We start from the raw sequence: 25,932 nt of genomic DNA, 5'->3' as shown, positions 1-25,932 counted from the left end.
TCTACCTCTGTTACTGCTTGAGTTTGGGGTCGAGAGCGTCACGCAAGCCGTCCCCCATCAGGTTAAATGCCAATACCGTCAGTAAGATCGCCAGACCGGGGAACGTCACCACCCACCAGGCGCTTTGCGCGAACTGCAAAACGTCGGAAAGCATGGTGCCCCACTCCGGCGTCGGCGGCTGTGCGCCCATACCGAGGAAACCCAAAGCAGCCATATCGAGAATGGCGTTGGAAAAACCCAGCGACGCCTGCACGATCAACGGCGCCAGGCAGTTTGGCAAAATGTTGACGAACATCTGGCGCAATGCGCCGGCGCCCGCCACGCGCGAAGCCGTCACATAGTCACGGTTCACCTCGACCAGCACCGCCGCGCGCGTCAGGCGCACATAGTGCGGCAGCGCGACAAAGGTCAGCGCCAGCGAGGCGTTGACGATCGACGGCCCGAAAACCGCCACCAGCACCAGCGCCAGCAGCAGACTGGGCAACGCCAGCATGATGTCGACGATACGCATAATGACGGCATCCACCGCGCCGCCGAAGTAACCGGCCAGCAGGCCGAGAATCACCCCCAGAACCAGCGACAGCGCCACCACCAGACAGCCGACCAACAGCGACAAACGCGCGCCGTACATCAGCCGGGATAGAACGTCGCGGCCGACGTCATCGGTACCCAGAATAAACTGCCAGCTGCCGCCCTCCTGCCACACCGGCGGGTGCAGCAAGGCATCGCGGAACTGCTCGGCCGGCGTATGCGGCGCCAGTACATTCGCGCCAATCGCAATAATCAGCATCAGCGCGACATAAATCATGCCGGCCACGGCCCCTTTATTACGTTTAAAATAGTGCCAGAATTCCTGGATCGGGGTCATCGGCTTGGGCGCGCGGCTTGCAGCCGGCTCAGTGATTTGCGTCATTTCAGCCTCCCCTTATTTCTTATGACGGATACGTGGATTGACCACGCCGTAAAGCACATCCACCAGCAGGTTCACCAGAATAATCATGGTGGCCACCAGCAGTACCCCGCCCTGTACCACCGGATAATCACGGCGCTGCAAAGCATCAATCAACCAGCGTCCCAATCCCGGCCAGGAGAAGATGGTTTCCGTCAGGATGGCGCCGGCCAGCATCGTCCCCACCTGTAATCCGATCACCGTCACCACCGGCAGCATGGCGTTGCGCAGCGCGTGTACCACAATCACCCGCAGGCGGCTTAGCCCTTTGGCGCGAGCGGTACGGATGTAATCCTCGCCCAGCACTTCCAGCATGGCGGAACGCGTCATACGCACAATCACCGCCAGCGGGATGGTACCCAGCACCACGGCGGGCAGGATCATATGCTGCACCGCATCGATAAAGTCGCCCGATTCGCCCCAGAAAAAAGTATCAATCAGCATGAACCCGGTCAGCGGCATGCTTTCATCAAGGAACACCGTATCGCTGATCCGGCCGGATACCGGCGTAAGATTGAGATGAACCGACACCAGCATGATCAGCATCATCCCCCACCAGAAAATGGGCATGGAGTAGCCGGTCAACGCCAGACTGATGGAAGCGTGATCGAAGATAGAACCGCGTTTTACCGCCGCTAAAACACCGACGGGGATCCCCACGCTGATGGCGAAAATCATCGCGCAGACGCCTAATTCCAGCGTCGCCTTAAAGCGTGGGACGAACTCCTCCCACACCGGAATGCGGCTCTTGAGGGAAATGCCCAAATCACCCTGCAAGACGCCGCCAATATAGTTGACGTACTGTTGCCACATCGGCTTATCCAGCCCCATTTCCGCCATCAGCTGCGCGTGGCGTTCCGCGGAAATTCCGCGTTCCCCGGCCATGATCATGACCGGATCGCCCGGGATCATATGCACAAAAGCAAAAGTCAGTAAGGTAATGCCAATAAACGTTGGGATAACCAATCCCAAACGCCGGAGTATGAACTGCAACATATCCCGAACTCTCTTTAAGCGCCCGCTTAGCTCATAGGCTTACGGGCTGATTTATGCTCACATTTGCCATTTATGGACGCAAAGCCCTGCTTCCGCGACTGTGGCGGAAGCAGGGCTCAAAGGCTGCCCATAAAATAACGGGTTTAATTAATCGAGCGACACATAGTTGAAGTTATGAACGCTGCGCGGTTCTATTTCATAACCCTTCACGTTGTTGCGGATCGGCTGATAGTAAGTAGAGTGAGCGACGGTCAGCGCCGGCGCCTGTTCGTGCATCACCACCTGAGCCTGCTTATACAGTTCAACGCGTTTTTCATGGTCCGACGTGGTGCGTGCAGGCTGAATCAGATCCTCGAACGGTTTATAACACCATCTGGAGTAGTTGGAGCCTTTCTCAGCTGCATCGCAGCTAAACAGCGTGGCGAAGAAGTTATCCGGATCGCCGTTGTCGCCGGTCCAACCCATCAGCAGCGTCTGATGCTCGCCGTCTTTGGCGCGCTTCAGGTACTCGCCCCATTCATAGGTCACAATCTTGGCCTGTACGCCGATCTTGGCCCAATCCGCCTGGATCATTTCCGCCATACGACGGGCGTTCGGGTTATAGGGACGCTGTACCGGCATCGCCCACAGATCGATGGTGAAACCGTCCGCCACGCCCGCTTCTTTCAGCAGCGCCTTGGCTTTTTCCGGATCGTAGCTGTAATCCTGAACCGCGTCGTTATAGCTCCACATGGTGGGTGGGATCAGATTCTTGGCTGCCTGTCCGGCGCCCTGATAAACCGCGTCGATAATCGCACTCTTATTCACCGCATACGTCAGCGCCTGACGCACTTTCAGATTATCCAACGGTTTTTTCTGTACATTGAAGCTGAGATATCCCACGTTCAGACCCGGCTGTTCCAGCAGCGTGACGTTTTTGTCCTGTTTTATGCGACCGATATCCGCCGGATTAGGGAATGCCATTACCTGACACTCATTTTTCTGTAGTTTGGCATAACGTACAGACGCGTCCGGCGTGATGGAGAACACCAGACGATCGACGCCCGCTTTCTTACCCCAGAACTCAGGGAAAGCGGCGTACAAAATGCGCGAATCTTTCTGGTATTGCAGCAACTTAAACGGCCCGGTGCCGATCGGATTCAGATCGATCTTCTCCGGCGTACCGGCCTTCAGCATTTTATCGCCGTATTCCGCCGACAGAATGGAAGCGAAGTCCATCGCCAGGTCGGCCAGGAACGGCGCTTCCGGGCGGCTCAGCGTGAAGCGGACGGTATAATCATCCACTTTTTCGATTTTGCTGATCAACTCCGGCAACCCCATGCCCGCATAATATTCGTAGTTGCCGCCGGATACTTTATGGTACGGATGATTGGCGTCCTGCTGACGCAGAAAAGTGAACAGCACGTCGTCGGCATTGAAATCGCGCGACGGTTTAAAGTCTTTATTATCCTGCCACTTCACGCCTTTGCGCAGATGGAAAGTATAGGTTTTACCATCTTCACTGACGTCCCATTTTTCCGCCAGGCCGGGTTCCAGATCGGTGGAGCCATGTTTGAATTCGATCAGTCGGTTATAAATCGGCACAGAAGTGGCGTCATAGGTGGTACTGGTGGTAAACAGCTGCGGGTTAAACCCTTCCGGGGAGCCTTCGGAACAATAGACCAATGTTTTGGCCTGTAGACCGGCCGCGACAGACATGGCGAGCAAGCCAAGCCCGAGTTTTAAAGCCCTTGATTTAGCCAAGGAATTTTCCATTATTTGAGCTCCATTGTGGATGATGTTGTGTTATTCATTTGGCCGGACCGGTATTTTTAGGTGTGATGGTCCGCGCCTTGCCCTCAGGCGCAAAAGTAAAATAACGGAGGGAGCGGCAAGAAAAGCCGAAGACCGATGAATGCGAGGAATGATTCAGGCATTCACGGTTTTCTCCCTTTACGACGCCTTAAATCTGTCAACAGATCACCATGACGTCAATACAAACCATAGGGATTTACAAAGCGAAAAAAAAGTCTTTATTAGTTAATAATATATATATAAAGAAAAAATATAGTTTTATATTTCATATAAAAGGCAAAAAAATCAATTTTTTAACTGTATAAATAAAAAATAAAAGGATAAGACACCAGTAGGGAAACGATATAAAAAAACCTTTATTCGGGCAAGATGCGAGCACTTTTATTTGCGAAAAGTTTAAACAGCAGATGAAAATGCTAATTATCGATAAGAAAAATAGATATGCGAATAAACAGGTCAGTCAGCGACGCTGACTGACCTGAGCACAGAGAAGGGACGTCGGGTTAGATGATCCAATTCAGCAACAGGGTCGCGCCGATTACGGTAGAAGCGCCGCCGATACGGGTGGCGATCTGGGCGAAAGGCATCAGCGACATGCGGTTGGAGGCGGAAAGAATGGCGACGTCGCCGGTGCCGCCGAGCCCGCTATGGCAAGTGGTGACGATGGATGCCTCTATCGGATACATGTTCAGATACGGCGCGATGAAAAAGCTGACCAAGGCCATGGAAAGCACCACGGAGCCGCACACGATGACATAACCGACGGAAAAGACGGCGACGACGCTTTCCAGCGGGATGTACAGCATGCCCAGGCCAATCATCAGCGGCCATACCAGCGAACTGGAGACGAATTTATAAACGCTGTGCGCGCCCGTTTCCATGGTGGCGGGAATAACGCGGCTGTATTTGCAGAATACGGCGATCAGAATCATCAGCACCGGCCCTGGAATATGCACCAGTTTTTCAAACAGACCGCCGACGATGAAAAACGCGCAGATCATCAGCAAGCCGCCGCCCATCAGGTGAAAATCGACCGGTTTAGGCGCTTCGGTGACGGCGAATATCGCATTGTCTTCATCGCTGCGCACCAGACGGCCTTCGCCGTTCAGGTCTTTGCGACGCAAACCAAGACGAGACAGGATGCCGGCGCAGAAAATGGCGAAGATGTTGCCGACGACGGCCGCCGGCGCCAGCTGCGCGACGTAGACATCCGGCGTTTCCCCTAAAATGGCGGAGTAGGCCAGCGATAAAGGCAGGATGCCTTCGCCGATGCCGCCGCCGATAATCGGAACAATGATGAAAAAGAAGGTGTGGTAGAAGCTGTAGCCGCAGAGTTTGCCAACCAGCAGGCCGGTTCCCAGGGCGGTCGCCGTCCCCACCACCAGCGGCACGAACATCCGGATCATGCCCTGAATCAGGATTTTCCGGTTCATGCCCAGAATACTGCCGACCACCAGACAGGCGATGACGAAATAGAGGAAATTGGCCTCTTTCATCAGCAGGTGAACGGTTTTCATGGTGTTATCATTAAACAAATGAAAATACACCAGAATGGAAGGCACCATCAGGCAAAGAATGGCCGGGCCGCCGATATCTTTAAATACCGGAATTTTATGCCCGATATGCGCCAGCAGGAAACCCATGCTCATAATAACGGCAAAACCGCCGATCATATTTTTAGGTAAATATCCTGCATAGGCCGCAATAAAAACAATCGCGCCTATCGCAATGAATAGCGGAAAAGGAACAGAACCAATGGTCTTTTTAAAAAATATCTCCATAAACGAGTGTGGGGGATTTATGGCAAGCTCGTTTTTACATAGAATATCCGTGTCAGTTTTTTTCATTGTATTCACCCAGCTATGACAGTACGGTACAGGAAACCTGTGTTTATTTTCAGGAAGTAAGAAAGTCCATTTTTGTTTTTATCAATATGTAATAAAAAATGGCAGGTGTTATTTATTGAATACTTTTATTAGAGGTAATCTATCATAGGCAAATGTTAAAAATGATATAGTTTTACATTCTTAATGCTATATTTGTGAACTTATTAGCAAGTTCTATTTAAATAACTTATATCATTTTTTTGTAATTAAATTAATTTTTGTGTGGGTATTGGGGAATATCTGACAGATGAAGGCAGGAACATCAACGAATATAAGATAAAAATACCACGTTATTAAAATAAGTAAATAAGCCGATTGAATACTAATGAAAGTATTTCGCTCAACCGCGCCTTCCCATCGCCCTTGCGCAAGACGCCTTTCAGCGGCGATCGTTACGCGGCCCGCGCATGGGGAAGAGAGAGCCTCGCCTGTCCGAAAATGGGTTACCACGCTGATTTTACAGTGACCTCCCCCCCCTATTTCTGTTTATATATACCCATACTTTCGACGTGCGGACGCCATCTCCATCAGCCGGATGAGCTGATAACCATGATGAGCGACTGCCGTTTGAACAAATGGAAAGTAAGATTCTTGCAATCTAAGCGGAGATAATACGTTATGCATCAGTATGCCTTGGTGGGCGATGTCGGAGGGACAAACGCGCGTCTTGCGCTTTGCGCATTAGAAACCGGTGAAATATCGAGCAACAAAAACTATGCCGTATCCGAGCACGACAGCCTGGAGACGGTTATCCGGCTATTTCTGGCTGAACATCCCTCATTAACCATCAAACAAGGTTGTATCGCTATCGCCTGTCCCATCGTCGGCGACTGGGTAGCCATGACCAACCATAACTGGGCTTTCTCCATCGCGGAGAAAACCCGGAATCTGAATTTTGATCGTCTGGATATTATCAATGACTTTACCGCCGTCAGCATGGCGATCCCGACGCTCAGCCCGGATGATGTGATCCAGTTCGGCGGAAACCAGGCCGTCGCAGGTAAACCTATTGCGGTTTATGGCGCCGGCACCGGGCTCGGCGTGGCGCATCTCGTACCGGTGGACGGCAAATGGATTAGTCTGCCCGGCGAAGGCGGACATGTCGACTTTGCGCCAAACAGCGAGGAAGAGTCGTTAATCCTCAAAATACTGCGTGATGAACTCGGCCATGTTTCGGCGGAACGTCTCCTGTCCGGCGCCGGTCTCGTCAACCTGTATCGGGCGATTGTCATTGCCGACGGCAGAACGCCGGAAGCGCTGACGCCAAAGGATATTTCCACCAGGGCGCTGGGAAACAGCTGCGTAGACTGTCGCCGCGCCTTGTCGCTGTTCTGTGTTCTGTTGGGGCGTTTCGGCGGGAATCTGGCGTTAACGCTGGGGACGTTTGGCGGCGTCTACATCGCGGGCGGCATTGTTCCGCGCTTTATGGATTTCTTCCTCAACTCCGGCTTCCGCACGGCCTTTGAGGATAAAGGGCGGTTTAAAGATTATCTGGCTGATATTCCGGTTTACCTGATCACCCATTCCCACCCCGGCCTGCTCGGGGCAGGCGCATGGCTGCGTCAGGCCAGCGGTTATACCTTATAATCCGGCGTCAGGGCCGGAAACGGCCCTGAACCGGTGCGGAAAAGCCGTCCTTACTCACAATATTGACGCAACGCATCCTGCTTTTCGGGCAACAAGCGATAGAGATAGACCGGCCTGCCGGTCGATCCATAGAGGATATTGGTGGCGAGAATACCGGTATCCGCCAGATAAATCAGGTATTTACGGCAAGACACGCGGGAGATGCCGATAGCGTTCGCCAGCATTTCCGTTGAGAACTCGGCGCCCTGGTTGCCTTCAATCCATTCACACACGGTGCGCAGCGTTAAGCTGGTCAGGCCTTTCGGCAGTTTCTTGCGTTCGCCGGCGGCGTTGCCGTTGGTGCGTCTGATGAGGTTATCGATATCGGACTGCGCCACAAACTCACGGTGTTTCAGCAAATTGGCCTCTTCCCGATAGGCCGTTAACGCCTGCTCGAAACGGGAAAACTGAAAAGGCTTAATCAGATAATCCACCACGCCGTAGTGCAGCGCTTTCTTGATTGAGTACACGTCGCTGGCGGATGAAATGATGATCACATCCGTCCTTTCACTGAACTCCCGAATGGTCGGCAACAAATCCAATCCGTTATCCTGCTGCATATAAATATCCAGCAACACCAGATCGATGCCTGAATCCGGTTGCATAAGTAAGTTTCTCGCCTGCTGTAACGTAGGTACCGTCGCATAACAGCTAAATCCGGAAATCTGACTCAGATAAGATTTGTTCAGTTCTGCAACCATGGCATCGTCATCAACAATCAGTACATTAATCATGGTCAAACGGCCTTGCTTGATAAGGTATGTTAACGAAAAACTGGGTATACACCTCAGGTTCCGACTCAAAATCGATGTTTCCGCCTATCTTTTCCAAACTCTGCCTGGTGAGATACAGGCCTATGCCCCGTCCACTGCCTTTGGTGGAAAAACCCTGCTCATAAATATGTTCCTGATTCTCCGGTAAAATGCCGGGGCCGTCATCACCCACGGTGAAATGCAAGCGCCCGTCCTGATGGTGAAAACTTACGCTGATTTCACAGTTTTCCTGCCCGTCGATGGCATCCATCGCATTTTCAATCAGATTGCCCAGAACCGTAATAAGTTCATTGGTGGCATCCACGTCATCCGTATCGGGCAACAGGCTATCCTCGCCGATTGACAAGGTAATGCCGAGATCGCGGGCTCGGTTAATCTTGCCCAACAGGAAACCGGCAATCACAGGGGATTTGACTTTACGGATAATCGAACCAATTTCCGCCTGATAGTTATTGGCGGTTTTCAAAATATAGGCCTCTAACTGAGAGTAATATTTTAAATGCAGCATCCCCAATATCACATGCAGCTTGTTCATAAACTCATGCGATTGCGCCCGCAGCGCGTCCGCATAGTAAGACATGCCGGACAGACGTTGTAATAACTGGCTGATTTCCGTTTTATCACGGAATGTCACGATCGCGCCGATCATATCGCCCTCGACAAATACGGGTACGGTATTCGTCAGCAGCAGATGGCCGTGAACGTTAATTTCTTCATCGCGGCGTGGAATGCCTTTTTCCAGCACCTGTTTCAAATGCAGGCGATCCAGCCAATGCTGGCTGATGCTCTCCGCCGTTTGCTCCGGCGACTGACTTCCTCCCTGTCGAAACAACCGTATCGCCTCATCGTTAATCACCGTGATGTTCGCATTACTATCGACCGCAATCACGCCTTCTTTAATCTGCTTCAACATCGCATTACGCTGCTCAAACAGATTCGAGATCTCAAACGGCTCAAAACCCAGCATGATGCGTTTGAGTATCTTCACCAAAATCAACGTACCCAGCCAACCGACCAGGGCGCCCGCCAGAATCGTCCAGGGGATCATCCAACGGTTCTCGTTGATGACCTTCTGCACGCTGGTCAGCGCAATGCCTAAGGCGACCACGCCGACTTGCTGGTGATTCTCGTCGAAAACCGGGGTAAAGACCCTCAGCGCCGGGTCAAGCGTACCACGGCTGATGGATGAATTCTCCATCCCCAGCAGGGCGGGATAAATATCCCGACCAGCAAAGTGCTCGCCGATCCTTTCCCGCTCCGGATGAGTATGGCGAATGGTATCCATATCGGTGACGGTAATGAAAAGTAACTGGTTACTCAGGCTGATACGCTCTGCCGCATCCTGTATGGCATCTGGGTTGCCAAGACCTTTCAGATCATTGACGACCAGGGATGAAGAGGCAAAGGTGCGGGCGATAGCGAACGCTTTTTCCCGTAAATGATCTTCGGAGAGCTGGTTAATGCGAAAAAACAGTAAGGCATAGACGACCAGCAGAACCGCGCCAATCACCGCTGAAACCATCAGAAACACCGATGTACCCAACTTCAACGGTGTTTTTTTCTTATTCATTTTGCTCTCCGGAATAACCATCATTACACCGTTATCTTATACTTTTTCATCACGTTTCGCGTGTAAGCAAACACTGAATACGTCGGCCACCGGCGGGCGGAACACGTTATGTCGGATCAAATCAATATAAAAAACAACAATGTAACCCGATAAATATCCAGAGACAGGCAGGCAACAATCGAACAAGTCCCCGCTAACTTCGCCAACCCAGCAGCCGGGGAACCCGGTCTGTCCCAACGTTGGGCGGTTCACAGCGGCGCAGGCTCAATTGGAGCGAGCCGACGCCGCTGCCGTAACGGGAACGGGAGAGAAACGGGCTTACCAGTGACCGAGCACTTTCCACCACATGCCGCCGACAACCAGCCAGATAGGAATGATCACCAGGCTGACAAAGAAACCGATCTTCCACCAGGTGCTTAACGGCATGTAGCCGCAACCGAACAGAATCGGCGCCGGGCCGCTGGAGTAATGGGTCGTGGACATAAACAGGTTGCTGAAGATACCGAACACCAAGACCGTCAGCATCGGCGGCGCGCCCGCGGCCAGCGCAATCGACACGAAAATGGCATACATGGCGCTGATATGGGCAATCGCGCTCGCCATCAGATAGTGGCTATAGTAGTAAACCAACAGCAGCAGACCCAGCATCGGCAGCCAGTGCATACCGCTTACGGCGTTTCCCGCCATACTCCCCAGCCAGGCGATCAATCCCATCTTGTTCAACTGACCGGCCAGCGTCATCAGAACGGCGAACCATACCACGGTATGCCAGGCTTCTTTTTCACTGACGACGTCGTCCCAGGTCAATGCACGGCTCAATAGCAGCACGCTCAGGCCGGCCAGCGCCGTCAGCGTCGGATCGATCTTCAGCGTCGAGCCAAGCACCCAGAACGTGACCAGTCCCAGGAACACGCCCAGAACAACCCATTCGTTGCGGCTCATCGGCCCCATTTCGCGCAGACGTTCCACCGCAATCGCACGCATTTCGGTGGTCGTTTTCAGTTCAGGCGGATAGAAGCGATAAATCAGATAAGGAATCAGCGCCAGTGAGAGGATACCAGGCAACAGCGTGGCCAGCGCCCAGTCCGTCCAGGAGATATGAATACCGAACTGCGACGCCAGCTTGGCGACCATCGGGTTACCGGCCATGGAGGTCATGAACATGGCGGAGGTCACGGCGTTACACTGGAAAATGGACTGAACCAGAAAGGCGCCGATACGGCGTTGCGTTCCCTTTTCCGGCGTCGAATCATAGGCTTCGGAGATGGAGCGGAACAACGGGGTGATAATCCCGCCGCAGCGCGCAGAAGTTGACGGCATCGCCGGAGCAAACAGCAAGTCGGTAAAGACCAGCCCGTAGGCCAGCCCCAGAGAACTATTGCCCAATTTGCTGATAAACAGCAAACCGATGCGCCGGCCAAAGCCGGTTTTAATAAAACCGCGGGAAATAAAGAACGCGCAGGCGATCATCCAGATGGTCGGATCGCTGAAGCCGGCCAGAACATCTTTGATGGACAACAAGCCCAATATTGACACCGACGTCAGGCTGAACATCGCCATCGCGCCCAACGGGTATGGAGAGAGGATTAACCCCACCACCGTCGCGATAAAGATAGCCATTAAGTGCCAGGCGGAGGGACTAACGCCAGAAGGAACCGGGAGTAGCCACAACCCGCCGGCGATACAGATGATAACCAGAAGCTTTAACAACCTGCTGTTATTTGCAGACATAAAATACCACTCTTCATTATTAATACGGAATTCGTTAACTAATAACGGATGTCCCGTGCGGAGGAGTTGGTATTTCTTATTCTTCCTTCATCACCCTGCTGGTTAATACAATATTAACTATCGCAACAGGAAACATCAGCCAAAAAAAGACAAGCTAGAAAATAAGGGCAAGCGTGATTTCCCCGCCCACTAAATTCTGATAAACCATAGGAATATAATAATGTAACACCGTGACATTCAGTGATTATTTTACTTAATAAATATATTTATTAGCTTAATTATCATGTTAATCATTTCAAATCACGCATTAAACGCGCTAAAATTAACAATTAATAAACATTAAATTAACTAAAGTAGCCAATACCGAAAAATATAAGACTTGCTTTTTATGTGGTTATTCATCTCCTCCCGCCACAATATAAATGGTCATTTTTATTTATTTTCGATTGCTCAAAAAAAATTGTAAAAATTAGAGCGATCTCTCTTTTTTATTTATTTCACTAGCGCAGGAAAACATTATTTCTCACACGATCACATAGCCCAAAATAAAACCGCCAGAATTTGCGGCGACATAATACGCAAAAACATGGCTAACGGGTACACGGTGGCATACGACAACGCCGCCGCGCCGCTGGTGGCATGCAGCCCATTGGCAAACGCCAGCGCGGGGGGATCCGTCATTGACCCGGACAACATGCCGCACAGCGTCAGATAATTCATGTTGCTGACGACACGCGCCAGCACCCCGACGATCAGCAAAGGAATGATGGTAATCAACGCGCCGTAGCCAATCCACCAGATACCATCCCCGTACAGCAGCGTATCGACGAACGCATCACCCGACTTCAGCCCGACAACCGACAGGAACAGCACGATCCCCAGCTCGCGCAGAGCCAGATTCGCGCTGGGCGGCATAAACCAATACAGCTTCCCGATACCGCCGATACGCCCCAGAATCAAGGCGACCACCAGCGGCCCGCCGGCCAGCCCCAGCCGCAACGCGGCCGGGAAGCCGGGAATGAACAGCGGGATCGATCCCAACAGAACGCCGAGGCCGATGCCGATAAACACCGGCAACATTTGCACCTGCTGGAGCTTTTGCTGCGCATTTCCCACGATATCGGCGACCGCGTCAATCGCGGCTTTGCGCCCCACCAGATTCAGAATATCGCCGAATTGCAGACTGGCGTTGTTGCTGGCGACCAGTTCGACGCCGGCGCGGTTAAGGCGGGAAATCACCACATCGTAATTTTGCTTCAGATTCAATTCACGGATCTTGCGTCCCAGGACTTTCTCATTGGTTACGACGACCCGCTCAACGTGCAACTCGGTGCCGCGAGTCGACAGCGAAGCGTCCACTTCATGACCGATCACCAGCCGCGCCTGTTCCAGATCGCTTTTCGCCCCCACCAGATGCAAATAGTCTCCCAGTTGAATAATGGTGGCCGGAGAAGGCACCATCAGCTCATTACCGCGCTTCAGGCGGGAGCAAACAATGGCATCAAGATTGAGAACCGGCACATCCTGGATCGCCAGTCCTTGCAGGTTGGTATTCTCTACGGACACATTCATGGTATGCAGCTGTTCATGATGTATGCCGTTATTGCTCTCAAATTGCCGGGCTTCCGTATCAACCGCCACGCGAAACACAATACGCATGATCCACATCACCAGCAAAATGCCGCAGATGCCTAACGGATAAGCCATGGCGTACCCTATCCCCATCTGATTCACCAGTTCGGCATTGGAACCGAGGTCGGTCAGGATTTGCTGGCCCGCCCCCAGAGAAGGGGTGTTGGTCACGGCGCCGGAAAAAATGCCCAGAATAATGGGCAAAGGAACGTTGAAGATTTTATGGATGATGACGGTCACCACGCAGCCGAGAAATACCGTCAGAATGGCGAAACCGTTGAGACGCAGGCCGGAAACGCGTAGTGAAGAAAAAAAGCCCGGCCCGACCTGAATACCGATGGTATAGACAAACAGGATGAGCCCAAATTCCTGAATAAAAAGCAGCATGTCGTCATTCAGCGTGAACTGGTAGCTCTGGGCGAAATGCCCGACGATGATGCCGCCGAACAACACGCCGCCGATACCTAACCCGACGCCGTAAATTCGCCAGTTGCCGATCCATAAGCCCAGAACAGCCACCAGCGCCAGCATACTGACGGTCAGCGCGATATCACTCATACTTCGTATCCTTTCTGGCGCGAACGCATCTTATTGAGGAGTGAAGCAAAAATAAGCGGTTCAGCAAGGCATCAACAGCGAGTGTCGTAGATTCTGGCAGAATGGCACGGCGGGAAACGTGGCGGGCAGCACAAAAAACGCCCGCTGCCGGGTCTGGCGGCGGGCGCAACAAGCAAAACAGAAAATTACGACTTATCGTCGGCGGAGGGTTGGGTTTCAACCGACGGCCGGGTTAATTCCGGACGCGCGCCGCCGATGGCAATCCGCTGCGGCTGCAAGGCTTCCGGGACTTCACGCACCATATCGATATGCAGCAACCCGTTTTCAAACTTCGCCGCGGCAACATGCAGGTGTTCCGCCAGCGTAAAACTCAGAGAGAAGGGTTTGAACACCAACCCCTGATGCAGATACTCCACTTTTTCTTCCGGCTGCGTCGGACTGCCTTTCACCGTCAGACGCGGCCCTTCTACCTCAATGTCCAGATCGCTTTGCTGAAAACCGGCCAACGCCAGCGTGATGCGATAATGGTTATCGTCTTTTTTCTCGATGTTATAGGGAGGAAACTCAATAGGTTCCTGACTGCCTTGCATCGAACTGGCTAATTTGTCAAAACCGATCCACTGACGCAGTAAGGGGGATAAATCATAGTTACGCATACTCGTTACTCCTTCTATGAAGCGAGACAATCTCTCCCAGTCACGGCAAGGTGACTGGGTTCGTCCCCATTCGGCGGACGAGAGTGATATGAATTCGTTACGCCATGGCCGCAGGCGTTGGCATCGCTTATTTAATTTCGATCCGGCGCGGCTTCAGCGTTTCCGGCACAATGCGTTCCAGGTCGATATACAGCAACCCGTTTTCCAGATTGGCGCCTTTAACCTGGATATGCTCCGCCAACTGGAACTTGCGCTCAAAATTACGCTCGGCGATACCCTGATATAAATAGTTGCGGGCCGCGGGCTCACCGGCATGCGCGCCTTTCACAATCAGTAAATTATCGTGCGCGGTGATCTCCAGTTCCTGCTCGGCAAAACCGGCGACGGCAATGGCGATACGGTATTGGTTTTCGTCGACCAGCTCGACATTGTAGGGGGGATAACCGCCATTACCCTGGGTCTGGCCCGCTTCCAACAGATTGAATAAGCGATCAAAACCAATAGCGGAACGATAAAGCGGTGAAAAATCGGGGTTACGCACAATAAGCCTCCTAAAGATTCAGCGAGGATTCACAATCAACCTTCCCTAAGGACAGGCCGTCGCCCGGCTAGATACCCTTCCGGCATATCTTTCTCTCCGAACTTGTCATAAAAGTGGTGGCCGTTCCCGGATTTTCAATAGGCACAGAGAAAAAATTGTCGCTTTTCATGCAAAATTCACCGATAAGATTACTGTTATCACATACACTTAAATCATTAGATGCGGTAACGTAACCCAGATATTCGCCCATCAGGCCGCGAGCGTCATGGATTTGCCGGCGCGGCTGCGGGGATGCCGATGTTTTTGCGCAGGATCCGGATGATGGGAATCAATAAAAAATGCGGTGGTTTCAGGTAATAAAGTGATATTGAGAGTCAGGGCGGATACGCCCTCCCTACCCCTAACGGACGGTAAGTATGGCTATGCTGAAAAGTGCTTTATTCTCTTTCATCATCACTGGCAGCGGAATGATGGCGACAAGCGGTTGCTCCAGCGTCATGACGCACACCGGCAACAATCAGGGGTACTATCCGGGAACGCGCGCCAGTCTGGATATACTGCGCGATGACGACACCAGTTGGGCGATGATGCCGCTGGTCGCGCTCGATCTGCCCTTCTCCGCCGTCGCGGATACGCTATTGCTGCCCTATGACTACTACCGTGCGGACAGTGATAAAACCACCACGCGCGACCGCATTTTACAAAGCGAGCAACAGAACCAGACCGCCAGCTCGCAAATCGCCACCGAGCCTAACAATCAGCTATAGGCTTATTCACGCCATGCCCGCTTTTACAAAGCGCGCTCAGCTTGGCGTGACCGCCACGACAAAGATCTGATTAAAACCGTCTATTTCCCGCATATAAGCGATATGCCGCCCGTCCGGAGCGAACACCACCGCATCCGCGCTGGGCGCCTTTGCCGTGCGAGCGGTCTGGCGAACTAATTTCCCGCTGTCGGCATCGCACAACATGATGCTGTTATCACAAACAAACGCTAATTGACGGTCATGCGGATGCCAGTTAAAAGCTGACTGAATACCGGATTCAGTATGCGTAATCTGCCGGGGCTCGCCGCCGTTGGGCGAAACCGACCACAGTTGCACAACCCCCGCATCGTCTTTCATCAAAAAGGCAATCTCGCCGCCGTCCGGCGAGGCGCGCAACCAGTGACGGGGCTGATTCACCAGGCCGGGATAACGACGATGATGGGTAAACGTCAACCGCCGCTGTTGCACGCCCAAAGGCGGAGCCGGCAGCGTCGTCGACGTACCCGCCAGCGGCGCATCGCCCTCTCTGGCATAATCGGCCGACTGCTCGGGTAAATCGACAAGGAACGCTTCAGGAACTTTCTCTCCGTCGGCCGATTGCGTATCGCCAATAAAGGCCAGCGCCCAACGCTGCCGCGTGCCATCTTGTCGACGGTAGCCGGCCGAACCGACCCAGCCCTCTTCGTAGGCGCGATTTATGTCGTCGCTGCCAGGTCGGGGATGCGGCGTGGTGCGGCTGACCAGCACGCAGTAATGGCTGCCGTCATACTCGCGAGGATGCTGTTTCACGATCGACACCGGACGCAGCGGCACGGCAACGCCGACATTGCGTAAATCCAGCGACGGATCGTACTCATGCAGCACATGATCGTTATAGGTAAAGCTCAGGCGACTGCCGTCCGGGCTGAAGACATGGACGTGCGAACCTCCGCGCAGCGCTCCCGCCTGATAAGGCGGCGTAATCGAAAGCGCATCCAGCGTTATCGCGCCGTCACGCGCGCTATCATTGACTATCACGCCCCGGCGGTGATGGAAATCATACCGCCAGCGGCTATCGGGATTTTCCGGGCCGTGGATAAACACATAGCGTAGCGGCGCCACCGGGCTACAGGTTACGACGCCGACATGCGCGCCCTCTCCGGCCTGATAAATCACCTCGCTTTCCCGATTATGAATGTTGACCCGCTCAATCGTCGTCCCGGTAAACGAAGAGCCTTGCGGACGAACGTCATAAACCAGCCAGCCCCCATCGCATGACCAGACATTAATATTGGTAATTTGGTGTCCGTTAGCACTAAATGTTAACTGATTCTCATCATGCAAGATATCACCCCAAAAATTAACAAATTTCAATATATTGTAAATATATTTCAGTTTTATGTATAAGCATTTGTTTTACATTTAAAAAATAGCAACAAGTAAAGCCTTACTCATTCAAAAAAACTGAACATAGCCATCAGAAACATTAGATTTTTAATGGATCAACATCGGCGTAACCTTATTTACATCGAAAGGAGATGACCTTTCATTCACTCATTAAGAACAGGATAAAACATTATGAAAAACGTAAAAACCATCGCCGCCGCCGTTGTACTCGCTACCCTTTCTTTTGGCGCTTCCGCTGCCGATTATGTCTCTGCGCAGCAGGCTCAGGGATTGGAAAAAGTGGGTGTGGTTACCGCTACGGCACTGGATCTGGACTCGCTGAAAACGCAACTGGCTGAAAAAGCGGACAAGGCCGGCGCCAAAGCCTTTACCATTACTTCAGCATCCGGTGGCGACCAACTGCGCGGTTCAGCGGTAATTTATAATTAATCCGTTGGCTACCATACAGATTCATCTGCCCTCTCCGGATTGTCCCTCTGGGCAATCCGGTTCTTTAAAAAGATAAACGGGTTCTACGGCATTAACCGCAGAACCCGTTTTTTATCGTAATTAACTTAAGGAACGGGCGTCACCAACGGTTGTCCGGCAAACCAGGCGTTGACGTTTTCCATCACCAGACGCGACATCTCTCTGCGCGTCGACCAGGTCGCACTGGCCATATGCGGCGTGACGACCACATTCGGTTTCCCCAGCAATCCTGCCGGCACATTGGGTTCATGGGCAAAGACATCCAGACCCGCGCCGGCAATCGTTCCCTGTTCGATCGCCTCGACCAGCGCCTGCTCATCCACCACCGAGCCGCGAGAAATATTAATCAGCATCCCATCCGATCCCAATGCGCGCAATACATCGCGATTGACCAGGCAGTGGGTATCCGAGCCGCCCGGCGTGCATACCAACAGATAATCACTGGCGGCCGCTAACGCTTCGACCGTCGGATAAAAAGCGAAATCCACATCGCTCACCGGCTGACGGTCGGTATAGGCGATGGTTAAATCAAAGCCGGCTGCGCGTTGCGCCACCGCCCGGCCGATTCTGCCCAGGCCGATAATCCCCAGCGTCGAACCGGAGACTTTCCGCGTCCACCGATAGGATTGCTGTTTCCAGCCGCCTTGCTGAATGAAGTTTTGCGCGTCCACGATCTGTCTGGACGTCGCCAGCAACAGTCCCAGCGCCAGATCGGCGACATCGTCGGTCAATACGCCGGGCGTATGCGTCACCGCAATACCTCTCTCTTTCGCCGCCGCCACATCCACGCCGTCATAACCTACGCCGAAAACCGCGATCAGCGCCAGATTAGGCAAGGCGTTAATAAAATCCCGCGTCACTACCGCTTCGCCGTTGGTGATCACAACGCGAAACTCCGACGCCAACTGCGAGAATTCGGCTGGCGACAAGGCGGCGCTTTCATACACGTCATACAGCGCATTCAGCTCTTCATCCAACTGTGCCGGTAGCGATGCCTGCTTTAATATTTTATGTTTCATAATTAACCTTTATCCTTAAAACTACGAGAGTGAAGAGACCGACTCTTTCCGACCAACCGATTTACCGGGACGGGCAATAATAATGCCGATAATTCCCCCGATGATTAACGCCGCCGCGACAATCAACAATCCATATTCATAACTGTTTGTCGCATCCTTTATTCTTCCCAGAATAGGAGGCAACCCCAGGCCGGCGAAGTTAGCAATCGCATTAATAAACGCAATTGACGCCGCCGCCGCCACGCCCGCCAATTTTTCTGTCGTGACGGCCCAAAATATCGGGGTTAATGCAAAGTTAAAGCCGACCGTCAGCACCAGAAGAATATAAGCGACAAACAGGTTGCTGGTATAAATAGACGCCGCCAGCAATAGCCCGGAAAGAATAAGCGGCAGCCCCATATGTAATGACCGTTCTTTAGTCAGATCGGAGTGACGCCCATTCAAATACATAAAGATCGTAGCGAAAATAAAGGGTACGGCCGATAACACGCCGATAATGAAATTACTCTGATCCGTTACGACGCTTTTTATAATCAGCGGCAGGAAGAGCGTAATGCCAATAGAACCGAATGCCTGCAAGAACCAAACCACGCTCAGCAGCAATACGGTTTTATTTCTTAATGCGCTGCCCCATGAATGCGTTTTCCCTACCTCAACGCCGGCATTGTCTTTTTTCAACTGGGTCGTTAACCAGTTTTTCTGCGATTGGCTCAGCCAGTCGGCATGTTCCGGCGTATCCGGCAAACGCCACAGAACCAGGCAACCCAGGATCACCGCAGGGATCCCCTCAATGGCGAATAGCCAGCGCCACCCGGCGATATCGGCGATCCCATGCATATTCAGGATACTGCCTGAAATCGGCAAGCCAATAACCGAAGCCAGCACAGAACCCATATAAAAGAACGACATGGCCCGCGCGCGGTTACTTTTCGGGAACCAGCAAGAGATATAATAAATGATCCCCGGCGTAAACCCGGCTTCCGCCATGCCTAATAGAAAGCGCATCACATACAATTGATTGGCGCTTTGTATAAATGACATACCGGCGCTGACGATTCCCCAGGTTATCATAATGCGGGCAATCCAGATGCGCGCCCCGACTTTGGTCATTAAGATATTACTGGGTACTTCAAATATAATATAAGAAATATAAAACATTCCCACGCCGAGTCCATACATACTGGCGGACAGGCCCAGATCGGCATTCATTTGTAATGCGGCGATGGATATATTGGTTTTATCCAAATTAGCGACAAAATAACAGATGATTATAAATGGTATTATTTTCGCATTAAGTTGCTTGAGGGTTGAAGAGTACAGATCGGCAGTCATTATTTATTACCTCAAATAATAGGGTATTCAGTATTACAGCAATAACAGGCCGTGCCACTGAATACACAGTGACCATTAAAATAAATTTAATTGTTATTAACTACGTGTTATTAATATTCCCTGTTACCATTCAGCTACCGCGCCATCAGGATAACGCCATACCGGGTTACGCCAGTCCGGCGCATTTTTACTGCGTTCTATCACCAGTTCTTCATTAATTTCCACACCCAACCCCGGTTTATTTAATGGATAAAAATGGCCGTCGGTCATGGCGAAGTCCTCTTTATTCACCACATAGTCCAGCAGTTCCGCGCCTTTATTATAATGAATGCCCATGCTTTGCTCCTGGAATACCGCGTTGCGGGAAACAAAATCCAGGTGTAAACACGCGGCCAACGCAATCGGTCCCAGCGGGCAGTGCGGCGCCAGCGCCACATCATAGGCTTCCGCCATCGCGGCGATTTTAAAGCATTCGGTAATGCCGCCCGCGTGGGATAAATCAGGCTGAATAATCGCCAGACCGCCGTCCGCCAGCACGCGTTTGAAATCAAAACGCGAGAACATCCGTTCGCCGGCCGCAATCGGCAGATGCGTTTGGGCGGCCAGCCGCGGATAATATTCGGCTTGTTCGGCCAAAACCGGCTCTTCAATAAAGAGCGGGCGATAAGGCTCCAGCTCCTTGATCAGGATTTTCGCCATCGGCGCATCAACACGCCCGTGGAAATCCAGCCCGAACTCAATACGATTGCCGAACGCTTCACGAATTTCCGCCACCACCGCCACCGTGGCGTCGACTTTGCGCGAGTTATCAATGATGCCCATTTCTTCACAGCCATTGAGCTTGAAGGTATCAAAGCCAATCTCGGTCAGTTTATTGATCCCGGCAATCACCTCCGCGGGACGATCGCCGCCCACCCAGCTATAAGCCTTGATTTTATCCCGCACCAGACCGCCCAGCAGTTGATAAACCGGCACGCCCAGCGCCTTACCCTTGATATCCCATAATGCCTGATCGATACCGGCGATGGCGCTCATCAGAATCGGGCCGCCGCGATAAAAACCGGCACGGTAAAGCACTTGCCAGATATCGTTTATCCGCGCCGGATCCTGACCAATCAGATAATCGGCAAGCTCATGCACGGCGGCTTCCACCGTGCGCGCCCGTCCTTCAATCACGGGCTCGCCCCAGCCGACGATGCCTTCGTCCGTTTCAATTTTCAGAAACATCCAGCGCGGCGGCAATCGGTAGGTCGTCAGTTTGGTAATTTTCATTGAACAGCATCCTTATAAGCTTTAACAAATGCATGCGCTTGTCGTGCAGTCACATCAACAGACTGGCCGGCGCGGTAAAGATCGCCGCCCAGCCCGGCGCCGATACAGCCGGCGCCAAGGTAATCCGCCAGATTCGCCGGCGTCACGCCCCCGACGGCAAACACCGGGATGTCGGCGGGCAACACCGCCTTCAGCGCTTTGATGTAGCCGGGACCAAAAGAGACGGAAGGGAAAATTTTCAACGCCTGGGCGCCGGCATCCAATGCGCCAAACGCCTCCGTCGCCGTCGCGCAGCCGGGACAAACCGTCATGCCATACTCAACCGCGCGACGGATCACCGCCGGGTTGGTGCTCGGCGTCACCACCAGTTTGCCGCCGATATCCTTCAGTTCATCGACCTGTTGCGGCTTTAGCACCGTACCCGCGCCGATCAGCGCCCGGCCGCCGAAATGCTCAACCGTCAGTTGAATGCTGCGGTAAGGCTGCGGCGAGTTCAGCGGAATTTCCACCGTATCAAAACCGGCCTCCAGCAACGCGGCGACATGTTCCACCACCTCTTCCGGCGTAATGCCGCGCAGAATGGCGATTAAGGGAAGATCAGTATGCCAACTCATTCACAATACTCCTTATGCCTGCCTGAAAAGCCTGGTCGCCATCGAGCGACTGAAAGCGCAGCCCGGCCTGGTGCAAGGCCTGTTGGTAACGCGCGCCAAGCGCCGGATTACCGATAATGGTGACGCTCGCGCCGGCGGCGATCTGATACTGACGCTGCATTTGTGCGACTTCATTGCCAATCAGCAGCCCGGATAACCAGTCGCCGACGGCGCTTTTTTCCAGCCGTCCCAGTACGTGCGCCGCACGGGTCTCAAACAGGCAACGGAGGATATTTTCATCGGCGAACCCCAGCTCCAGCCCGCGCTGAAACACGTCGGGAGCCGACCGCTGCTCGCCGATGCCGACGCCGATCAACGACTGCTTTATCAGCAGGTGATGAAGTTCGCCGGTCATTACCGTGCGAAAATCGGTCACGGTGTCGCCATCGGCCAACACCCACTTCGAGTGCGTACCCGGCATCAGATAGATCGATGACGGACATTCTCGATAGGCGCCGATCAGTTGCGTTTCCTCGCCGCGCATCACGTTGCAGTTATCTGCCCGTTCAATGCTCAGACCGGGAACGATCCAGGCCGCCAGCGGTTTCGCCGCCTCGACGCGGGTTAAGCGGCGCGCCACCTCCGTCAGGCGGGTCGGACACGGCAGGTAGGGCGCCGACAGCCAACCCGCGTTGCTGCCGACCATCCCGGCCATCACCACCGGCACGTCATGTCGCCGCCAGGGCGCGACCGTGTGCTGAAAAACCTGTTGCGCCGTCTGGCCGTTTAAACGCGTTACCCCTGCTTCGGAGCGCGTCGCATCGACACAGACGCCGTCCAGATAAAGCCAGGCGCGCAGATTGGTTGATCCCCAGTCAATCGCGATATAACCGTCATTCATGTAATATCCTTTAACCGTTTGGTCGAACTGGCGATCATGCCCAACGCCGCCCGTTCCGCTGCTTCAACGTCCTGATGCCGGATGGCATCATAAAGATCCTGGTGTTCACGCAATGTTCGCGGCATATTTTCGTTATCCGGCATATAGGTGCGTTCAAATACCGCCCGTTGCAACGAGCTGATGGCCACACTCAACTGCTGCAACACCGGGTTATGCACCGATGCCAGCACCGCCTCGTGAAAACGGATATCCGCTTCATTAAACGCATCACGATCCTGGTGGTGCGTAATCATGTCGTTCAGCGCCTGTTCAATCACCGCCAGTTCGCTGGAGGTCGCCCGTTCCGCCGCCCAGCGGGCGATAGCCGGTTCAACCAGGTTGCGCACTTCGCTCATCGCCCCAATCAGGCGCGGGTCATAATCGCTGCTCAGCACCCATTGCAAGACGTCCGTATCCAGGTAGTTCCACTGGTTGCGCGGCGCGACGAATGCGCCGCGATAGCGTTTAACCTCGATCAGGCGTTTCGCCATCAGCGCGCGGAAAACTTCGCGAATAATGTTGCGCGAAGTCTGGAACTCTTCACACAGTTCCGCTTCCGCCGGTAAAGGCGCGCCCGGCGCGTACTTACCGCTAACAATCTGTTGACCCATAGCCAGAATGATGCGGTCGGTTTTGCTTAGTTCATGTTTGTTCATCGTCACCTCAGCGAATAAAAACAGGTTGGTCCCTCTCACGGCTACTTTACCCGCCGCGCCGCCGAACGTCGCTGAAGTGCTGCACAATATTCATCACCAGTGCTTCTTCTTGCGAGTGATTGTAGTACTACATATATATTTAGTACTACAATCTGGATCACAAAATCGGCAATTTAACAAAATATCAATAAATACTCTCGACAGATTTTTACAGATGGTCGACCCGCGCAGGAGGCGCAAGCCGGCAGGAGGCGTTTCAGAGAGAAGACGAGGATGCCGTCGCTGGTGATTCGGGAAAGGAAGTGCGGATGACCGACCATACGGCCGCGTTGTCAGCCGCCTGCATCCCTTTTCTTTTTCCCTTTTTAACTTTCGAAACCAAAAATTGAGATTTAAAAAATCCGCGCAAGGCCTGTTATGTTTATCACCTCAATGTTGCAAAACATCACTTCATTTTAACTTTTGGTTATAAGTGGTCTAGGTACAGGTGATATTCATGATGAAGGATTCAACGAAAGCGCCAAGCTTGGGAACATCACATCAACGTCAATCAGGCTTACACAATGTACTGCGCCGCTGGCTGGCGGCGGCGGTCGCTTTCAGCGCGCTATTGACGGGCATCGCCCAGGCGCAGGATGCCGCGCCGGCGCAGTTTCGCATCGGCTATCAAAAAGGGTCCGTTCCGCTGGTGCTGGCCAAATCCCATCAGTTGCTGGAGAAACGCTTTCCGCAGACCAGAATCAGCTGGATTGAATTTCCGGCCGGCCCGCAAATGCTGGAGGCGCTTAACGTCGGCAGTATCGATCTGGGCAGTACCGGCGATATTCCGCCCATTTTCGCCCAGGCCGCCGGCGCCGACCTGCTGTACGTCGGCGTGGAGCCGCCCAAACCGCTGGTTGAAGTGATTCTGGTGCCGGAAGAGAGCCCCATCAAAACCGTCGCCGATCTGAAAGGTCATAAAGTCGCCTTCCAGAAAGGCTCCAGTTCGCACAACCTGTTGTTGCGCGCATTGCAAAAGGCCGGTCTTAAATTTACCGATATCAAGCCCGCCTATCTCACCCCGGCCGATGCGCGCGCCGCCTTTCAGCAAGGCAACGTCGACGCCTGGGCCATCTGGGATCCCTATTACTCCGCCGCCTTATTACAGGGCGGCGTCCGGGTGCTGGCCGACGGCACCGGTCTGAACAAGACCGGCTCCTTCTATCTGGCGGCCCGCCCCTATACCGAAAAATACGGCGCTTTTATCGGTCAGGTACTGGAGGTGTTGACCCAGGCCGATGCGCTGACGCAAAGCGATCGCGCGCAGAGCATCAGGCTGCTGGCGAACGCGGTCGGTCTGCCGGAAAAGGTGATTGAGACCGCGCTCAGCCACCGTCCGCCTTCCTCCATCAAACCGCTGGATGCCGACACGATCGAAGCCCAGCAATATACCGCCGACCTGTTCTATGAAAACAAACTGGTGCCGGTGAAAGTGGATGTCGCGCAACGCGTCTGGCGGCCTCAGTCCCAATCACATTGATGCCGGGTAGTCCGGAAAAATCGACCTAACCCTGGAGATAATGCAATGAGCCTTAACGTATTCTGGTTTTTACCCACCCACGGCGACGGCCGCTACCTCGGCAGTTCGGAAGGCGCGCGCCATGTGGACCACGGTTATCTGCAACAGGTGGCGCAGGCCGCCGAGCAGCAGGGATTCGGCGGCGTCTTGCTGCCCACCGGCCGCTCCTGCGAGGACTCCTGGCTGGTTGCCGCGTCATTAATCCCGGTGACGCAGCGGCTGAAATTTCTGGTCGCGCTGCGTCCCGGCATCATCTCGCCGACCCTTGCCGCGCGCCAGGCCGCCACGCTCGATCGACTGTCGAACGGCCGCGCGCTGTTCAACCTGGTCACCGGCGGCGATCCGGAAGAGCTGGCCGCCGAAGGGTTGTTTCTGGATCATGAAGAACGTTATGAGGCATCCGCCGAATTCACTCAGATCTGGCGCCGGCTGCTGGAAGGGGAAGCCGTCGACTTTGACGGCAAGCATCTCCAGGTGAAAGGCGCGAAACTGATTTATCCTCCGGTGCAGCAGCCGCGCCCGCCGCTCTACTTCGGCGGATCGTCCGAGGCGGCGCAGGATCTGGCGGCCGACCAGGTCGATCTTTATCTCACCTGGGGCGAGCCGCCGGCGCAGGTGAAGGAAAAGCTGGACGCGGTGCGCGCCAGAGCGCAGGCCAAAGGCCGTCAGGTGCGCTTCGGCATCCGCCTGCATGTGATCGTGCGGGAAACCACCGAGGAAGCCTGGCAGGCCGCCGATCGGCTGATTTCACATCTGGACGATGACACCATCGCCGCGGCGCAGGCCGCCTTCGCCCGCTTCGACTCGGTCGGACAACAGCGGATGGCGGCGCTGCACGGCGGTAAAAAGGACAAGCTGGAAATCAGCCCGAATCTGTGGGCCGGGGTGGGACTGGTGCGCGGCGGCGCCGGCACCGCACTGGTGGGCGACGGCCCGACGGTGGCGGCGCGTATTCAGGAATACGCCGATCTCGGCATCGATACCTTTATCCTTTCCGGTTATCCGCATCTGGAAGAAGCCTATCGGGTCGGCGAACTGCTGTTTCCGCATCTCGATCTGGCGCATCCCACGCCGCTGCGCGCGGTGGAGGCGTCCGGAGAAACCGTCGCCAACCGCTATATTCCGCAAAAAGCGTCGCAGAGCTGAGGCGTTCGCCTCGGTTTAAAGGCGAGTCCTTTGCTTATGCGGCAATGGCGTCGCCGCTTTGCAAAGGTATGCGGGGGCGGTTG

22 protein-coding genes are annotated in these 25,932 nt (G+C 53.7%); 5 read left to right on the top strand and 17 right to left on the bottom strand.

Going from position 1 to position 25,932, the window contains the following annotated elements; all coding sequences use genetic code 11:
- Positions 1-10 precede the first annotated feature (10 nt).
- The 4 genes from dppC to ABRZ26_RS15500 all read right to left on the bottom strand — a co-directional run bounded on the left by dppC (position 11) and on the right by ABRZ26_RS15500 (position 5,586).
- A complete protein-coding gene (dppC, locus tag ABRZ26_RS15515; protein ID WP_319605047.1) occupies positions 11-913 on the bottom strand; it encodes a dipeptide ABC transporter permease DppC in 903 nt (300 codons plus the stop codon).
- A gap of 12 nt (positions 914-925) precedes the next feature.
- On the bottom strand, positions 926-1,945 hold the full coding sequence (dppB, locus tag ABRZ26_RS15510; protein ID WP_319605046.1) for a dipeptide ABC transporter permease DppB: 1,020 nt from the start codon (positions 1,943-1,945) through the stop codon (positions 926-928).
- A 147-nt stretch (positions 1,946-2,092) separates the two neighbouring features.
- Positions 2,093-3,700, bottom strand: a complete 1,608-nt coding sequence (gene dppA, locus ABRZ26_RS15505) for a dipeptide ABC transporter periplasmic-binding protein DppA (protein WP_319605045.1) — start codon at positions 3,698-3,700, stop codon at positions 2,093-2,095.
- A gap of 542 nt (positions 3,701-4,242) precedes the next feature.
- Positions 4,243-5,586 carry a 2-hydroxycarboxylate transporter family protein gene (locus ABRZ26_RS15500; RefSeq protein ID WP_319605044.1) on the bottom strand — a complete coding sequence of 448 codons (1,344 nt, stop codon included), beginning with the start codon at positions 5,584-5,586 and terminating at the stop codon, positions 4,243-4,245.
- Between the two features lie 657 nt (positions 5,587-6,243).
- Between ABRZ26_RS15500 and glk the strand changes: the two genes are divergently transcribed.
- On the top strand, positions 6,244-7,212 hold the full coding sequence (gene glk / locus ABRZ26_RS15495) for a glucokinase (RefSeq protein ID WP_319605043.1): 969 nt from the start codon (positions 6,244-6,246) through the stop codon (positions 7,210-7,212).
- 50 nt (positions 7,213-7,262) lie between these two features.
- Here glk and dcuR read toward each other — a convergent pair whose 3' ends face one another.
- The 6 genes from dcuR to ibpA all read right to left on the bottom strand — a co-directional run bounded on the left by dcuR (position 7,263) and on the right by ibpA (position 14,712).
- Positions 7,263-7,985 carry a two-component system response regulator DcuR gene (gene dcuR, locus ABRZ26_RS15490; protein ID WP_319605042.1) on the bottom strand — a complete coding sequence of 241 codons (723 nt, stop codon included), beginning with the start codon at positions 7,983-7,985 and terminating at the stop codon, positions 7,263-7,265.
- The gene (locus ABRZ26_RS15485; protein WP_319605041.1) at positions 7,978-9,594 is read right to left on the bottom strand and encodes a sensor histidine kinase; all 1,617 of its coding nucleotides are present in this window, start codon (positions 9,592-9,594) and stop codon (positions 7,978-7,980) included. Before ABRZ26_RS15485 ends, dcuR begins: the two co-directional genes overlap by 8 nt.
- Positions 9,595-9,912: 318 nt before the next feature.
- Positions 9,913-11,325, bottom strand: a complete 1,413-nt coding sequence (locus ABRZ26_RS15480) for an anion permease (RefSeq protein WP_319605040.1) — start codon at positions 11,323-11,325, stop codon at positions 9,913-9,915.
- Between the two features lie 531 nt (positions 11,326-11,856).
- On the bottom strand, positions 11,857-13,515 hold the full coding sequence (locus ABRZ26_RS15475; RefSeq protein ID WP_319605039.1) for a putative transporter: 1,659 nt from the start codon (positions 13,513-13,515) through the stop codon (positions 11,857-11,859).
- Positions 13,516-13,700: 185 nt separating this feature from the next.
- A complete protein-coding gene (ibpB, locus tag ABRZ26_RS15470; protein ID WP_319605038.1) occupies positions 13,701-14,171 on the bottom strand; it encodes a small heat shock chaperone IbpB in 471 nt (156 codons plus the stop codon).
- Between the two features lie 127 nt (positions 14,172-14,298).
- Positions 14,299-14,712 (bottom strand): small heat shock chaperone IbpA, encoded by a 414-nt coding sequence (gene ibpA / locus ABRZ26_RS15465; RefSeq protein WP_319605037.1) that lies wholly within the window; start codon positions 14,710-14,712, stop codon positions 14,299-14,301.
- A gap of 416 nt (positions 14,713-15,128) precedes the next feature.
- Between ibpA and ABRZ26_RS15460 the strand changes: the two genes are divergently transcribed.
- Complete coding sequence (locus tag ABRZ26_RS15460; RefSeq protein WP_319605036.1) at positions 15,129-15,479, top strand: YceK/YidQ family lipoprotein; 351 nt, start codon at positions 15,129-15,131, stop codon at positions 15,477-15,479.
- Between the two features lie 36 nt (positions 15,480-15,515).
- Here the strand turns inward: ABRZ26_RS15460 and ABRZ26_RS15455 are convergent, their stop codons facing one another.
- Positions 15,516-16,802: a YidR family protein gene (locus ABRZ26_RS15455; protein WP_319605035.1), complete on the bottom strand. Its 1,287-nt coding sequence runs from the start codon at positions 16,800-16,802 to the stop codon at positions 15,516-15,518.
- A gap of 234 nt (positions 16,803-17,036) precedes the next feature.
- Here ABRZ26_RS15455 and bhsA point away from each other — a divergent pair, with 234 nt between their 5' ends.
- Positions 17,037-17,294 carry a multiple stress resistance protein BhsA gene (bhsA, locus tag ABRZ26_RS15450; protein WP_319605034.1) on the top strand — a complete coding sequence of 86 codons (258 nt, stop codon included), beginning with the start codon at positions 17,037-17,039 and terminating at the stop codon, positions 17,292-17,294.
- A 125-nt stretch (positions 17,295-17,419) separates the two neighbouring features.
- Here bhsA and ABRZ26_RS15445 read toward each other — a convergent pair whose 3' ends face one another.
- The 6 genes from ABRZ26_RS15445 to dgoR form a co-directional block, all read right to left on the bottom strand.
- Positions 17,420-18,352, bottom strand: a complete 933-nt coding sequence (locus ABRZ26_RS15445) for a 2-hydroxyacid dehydrogenase (protein WP_319605033.1) — start codon at positions 18,350-18,352, stop codon at positions 17,420-17,422.
- Positions 18,353-18,373: 21 nt separating this feature from the next.
- On the bottom strand, positions 18,374-19,684 hold the full coding sequence (locus ABRZ26_RS15440) for an MFS transporter (RefSeq protein ID WP_319605032.1): 1,311 nt from the start codon (positions 19,682-19,684) through the stop codon (positions 18,374-18,376).
- 123 nt (positions 19,685-19,807) lie between these two features.
- Entirely contained in the window at positions 19,808-20,956 is a 1,149-nt protein-coding gene (dgoD, locus tag ABRZ26_RS15435) for a galactonate dehydratase (protein ID WP_319605031.1), read from the bottom strand.
- The gene (locus ABRZ26_RS15430) at positions 20,953-21,570 is read right to left on the bottom strand and encodes a 2-dehydro-3-deoxy-6-phosphogalactonate aldolase (protein WP_319605030.1); all 618 of its coding nucleotides are present in this window, start codon (positions 21,568-21,570) and stop codon (positions 20,953-20,955) included. Before ABRZ26_RS15430 ends, dgoD begins: the two co-directional genes overlap by 4 nt.
- Entirely contained in the window at positions 21,554-22,450 is an 897-nt protein-coding gene (locus tag ABRZ26_RS15425) for a 2-dehydro-3-deoxygalactonokinase (RefSeq protein ID WP_319605029.1), read from the bottom strand. Before ABRZ26_RS15425 ends, ABRZ26_RS15430 begins: the two co-directional genes overlap by 17 nt.
- Positions 22,447-23,145, bottom strand: a complete 699-nt coding sequence (gene dgoR, locus ABRZ26_RS15420) for a D-galactonate utilization transcriptional regulator DgoR (protein WP_319605109.1) — start codon at positions 23,143-23,145, stop codon at positions 22,447-22,449. Before dgoR ends, ABRZ26_RS15425 begins: the two co-directional genes overlap by 4 nt.
- Positions 23,146-23,641: 496 nt before the next feature.
- Between dgoR and ABRZ26_RS15415 the strand changes: the two genes are divergently transcribed.
- Both ABRZ26_RS15415 and ssuD read left to right on the top strand, forming a co-directional pair.
- Entirely contained in the window at positions 23,642-24,664 is a 1,023-nt protein-coding gene (locus tag ABRZ26_RS15415; protein ID WP_319605027.1) for a sulfonate ABC transporter substrate-binding protein, read from the top strand.
- Positions 24,665-24,709: 45 nt separating this feature from the next.
- Positions 24,710-25,849 carry an FMNH2-dependent alkanesulfonate monooxygenase gene (gene ssuD, locus ABRZ26_RS15410; RefSeq protein WP_319605026.1) on the top strand — a complete coding sequence of 380 codons (1,140 nt, stop codon included), beginning with the start codon at positions 24,710-24,712 and terminating at the stop codon, positions 25,847-25,849.
- Positions 25,850-25,932: the final 83 nt, after the last annotated feature.

It is taken from the genome of Brenneria sp. L4-2C (assembly GCF_040240335.1).
In the GTDB taxonomy this organism is placed as follows: Bacteria; Pseudomonadota; Gammaproteobacteria; order Enterobacterales; family Enterobacteriaceae; genus Brenneria.
Note: the sequence above shows the minus strand (reverse complement) of the source record. Positions and strands in the feature narration are given on the sequence as shown.

Bases quoted from the DNA above. Each gene is read 5' to 3' on its own strand.
- dppC (WP_319605047.1), bottom strand. From the start codon at position 913: ATGACGCAAATCACTGAGCCGGCTGCAAGCCGCGCGCCCAAGCCGATG.
- dppB (WP_319605046.1), bottom strand. From the start codon at position 1,945: ATGTTGCAGTTCATACTCCGGCGTTTGGGATTGGTTATCCCAACGTTT.
- dppA (WP_319605045.1), bottom strand. From the start codon at position 3,700: ATGGAAAATTCCTTGGCTAAATCAAGGGCTTTAAAACTCGGGCTTGGC.
- ABRZ26_RS15500 (WP_319605044.1), bottom strand. From the start codon at position 5,586: ATGAAAAAAACTGACACGGATATTCTATGTAAAAACGAGCTTGCCATA.
- glk (WP_319605043.1), top strand. From the start codon at position 6,244: ATGCATCAGTATGCCTTGGTGGGCGATGTCGGAGGGACAAACGCGCGT.
- dcuR (WP_319605042.1), bottom strand. From the start codon at position 7,985: ATGATTAATGTACTGATTGTTGATGACGATGCCATGGTTGCAGAACTG.
- ABRZ26_RS15485 (WP_319605041.1), bottom strand. From the start codon at position 9,594: ATGAATAAGAAAAAAACACCGTTGAAGTTGGGTACATCGGTGTTTCTG.
- ABRZ26_RS15480 (WP_319605040.1), bottom strand. From the start codon at position 11,325: ATGTCTGCAAATAACAGCAGGTTGTTAAAGCTTCTGGTTATCATCTGT.
- ABRZ26_RS15475 (WP_319605039.1), bottom strand. From the start codon at position 13,515: ATGAGTGATATCGCGCTGACCGTCAGTATGCTGGCGCTGGTGGCTGTT.
- ibpB (WP_319605038.1), bottom strand. From the start codon at position 14,171: ATGCGTAACTATGATTTATCCCCCTTACTGCGTCAGTGGATCGGTTTT.
- ABRZ26_RS15460 (WP_319605036.1), top strand. From the start codon at position 15,129: ATGGCTATGCTGAAAAGTGCTTTATTCTCTTTCATCATCACTGGCAGC.
- bhsA (WP_319605034.1), top strand. From the start codon at position 17,037: ATGAAAAACGTAAAAACCATCGCCGCCGCCGTTGTACTCGCTACCCTT.
- ABRZ26_RS15445 (WP_319605033.1), bottom strand. From the start codon at position 18,352: ATGAAACATAAAATATTAAAGCAGGCATCGCTACCGGCACAGTTGGAT.
- ABRZ26_RS15440 (WP_319605032.1), bottom strand. From the start codon at position 19,684: ATGACTGCCGATCTGTACTCTTCAACCCTCAAGCAACTTAATGCGAAA.
- dgoD (WP_319605031.1), bottom strand. From the start codon at position 20,956: ATGAAAATTACCAAACTGACGACCTACCGATTGCCGCCGCGCTGGATG.
- ABRZ26_RS15430 (WP_319605030.1), bottom strand. From the start codon at position 21,570: ATGAGTTGGCATACTGATCTTCCCTTAATCGCCATTCTGCGCGGCATT.
- ABRZ26_RS15425 (WP_319605029.1), bottom strand. From the start codon at position 22,450: ATGAATGACGGTTATATCGCGATTGACTGGGGATCAACCAATCTGCGC.
- dgoR (WP_319605109.1), bottom strand. From the start codon at position 23,145: ATGAACAAACATGAACTAAGCAAAACCGACCGCATCATTCTGGCTATG.
- ABRZ26_RS15415 (WP_319605027.1), top strand. From the start codon at position 23,642: ATGATGAAGGATTCAACGAAAGCGCCAAGCTTGGGAACATCACATCAA.
- ssuD (WP_319605026.1), top strand. From the start codon at position 24,710: ATGAGCCTTAACGTATTCTGGTTTTTACCCACCCACGGCGACGGCCGC.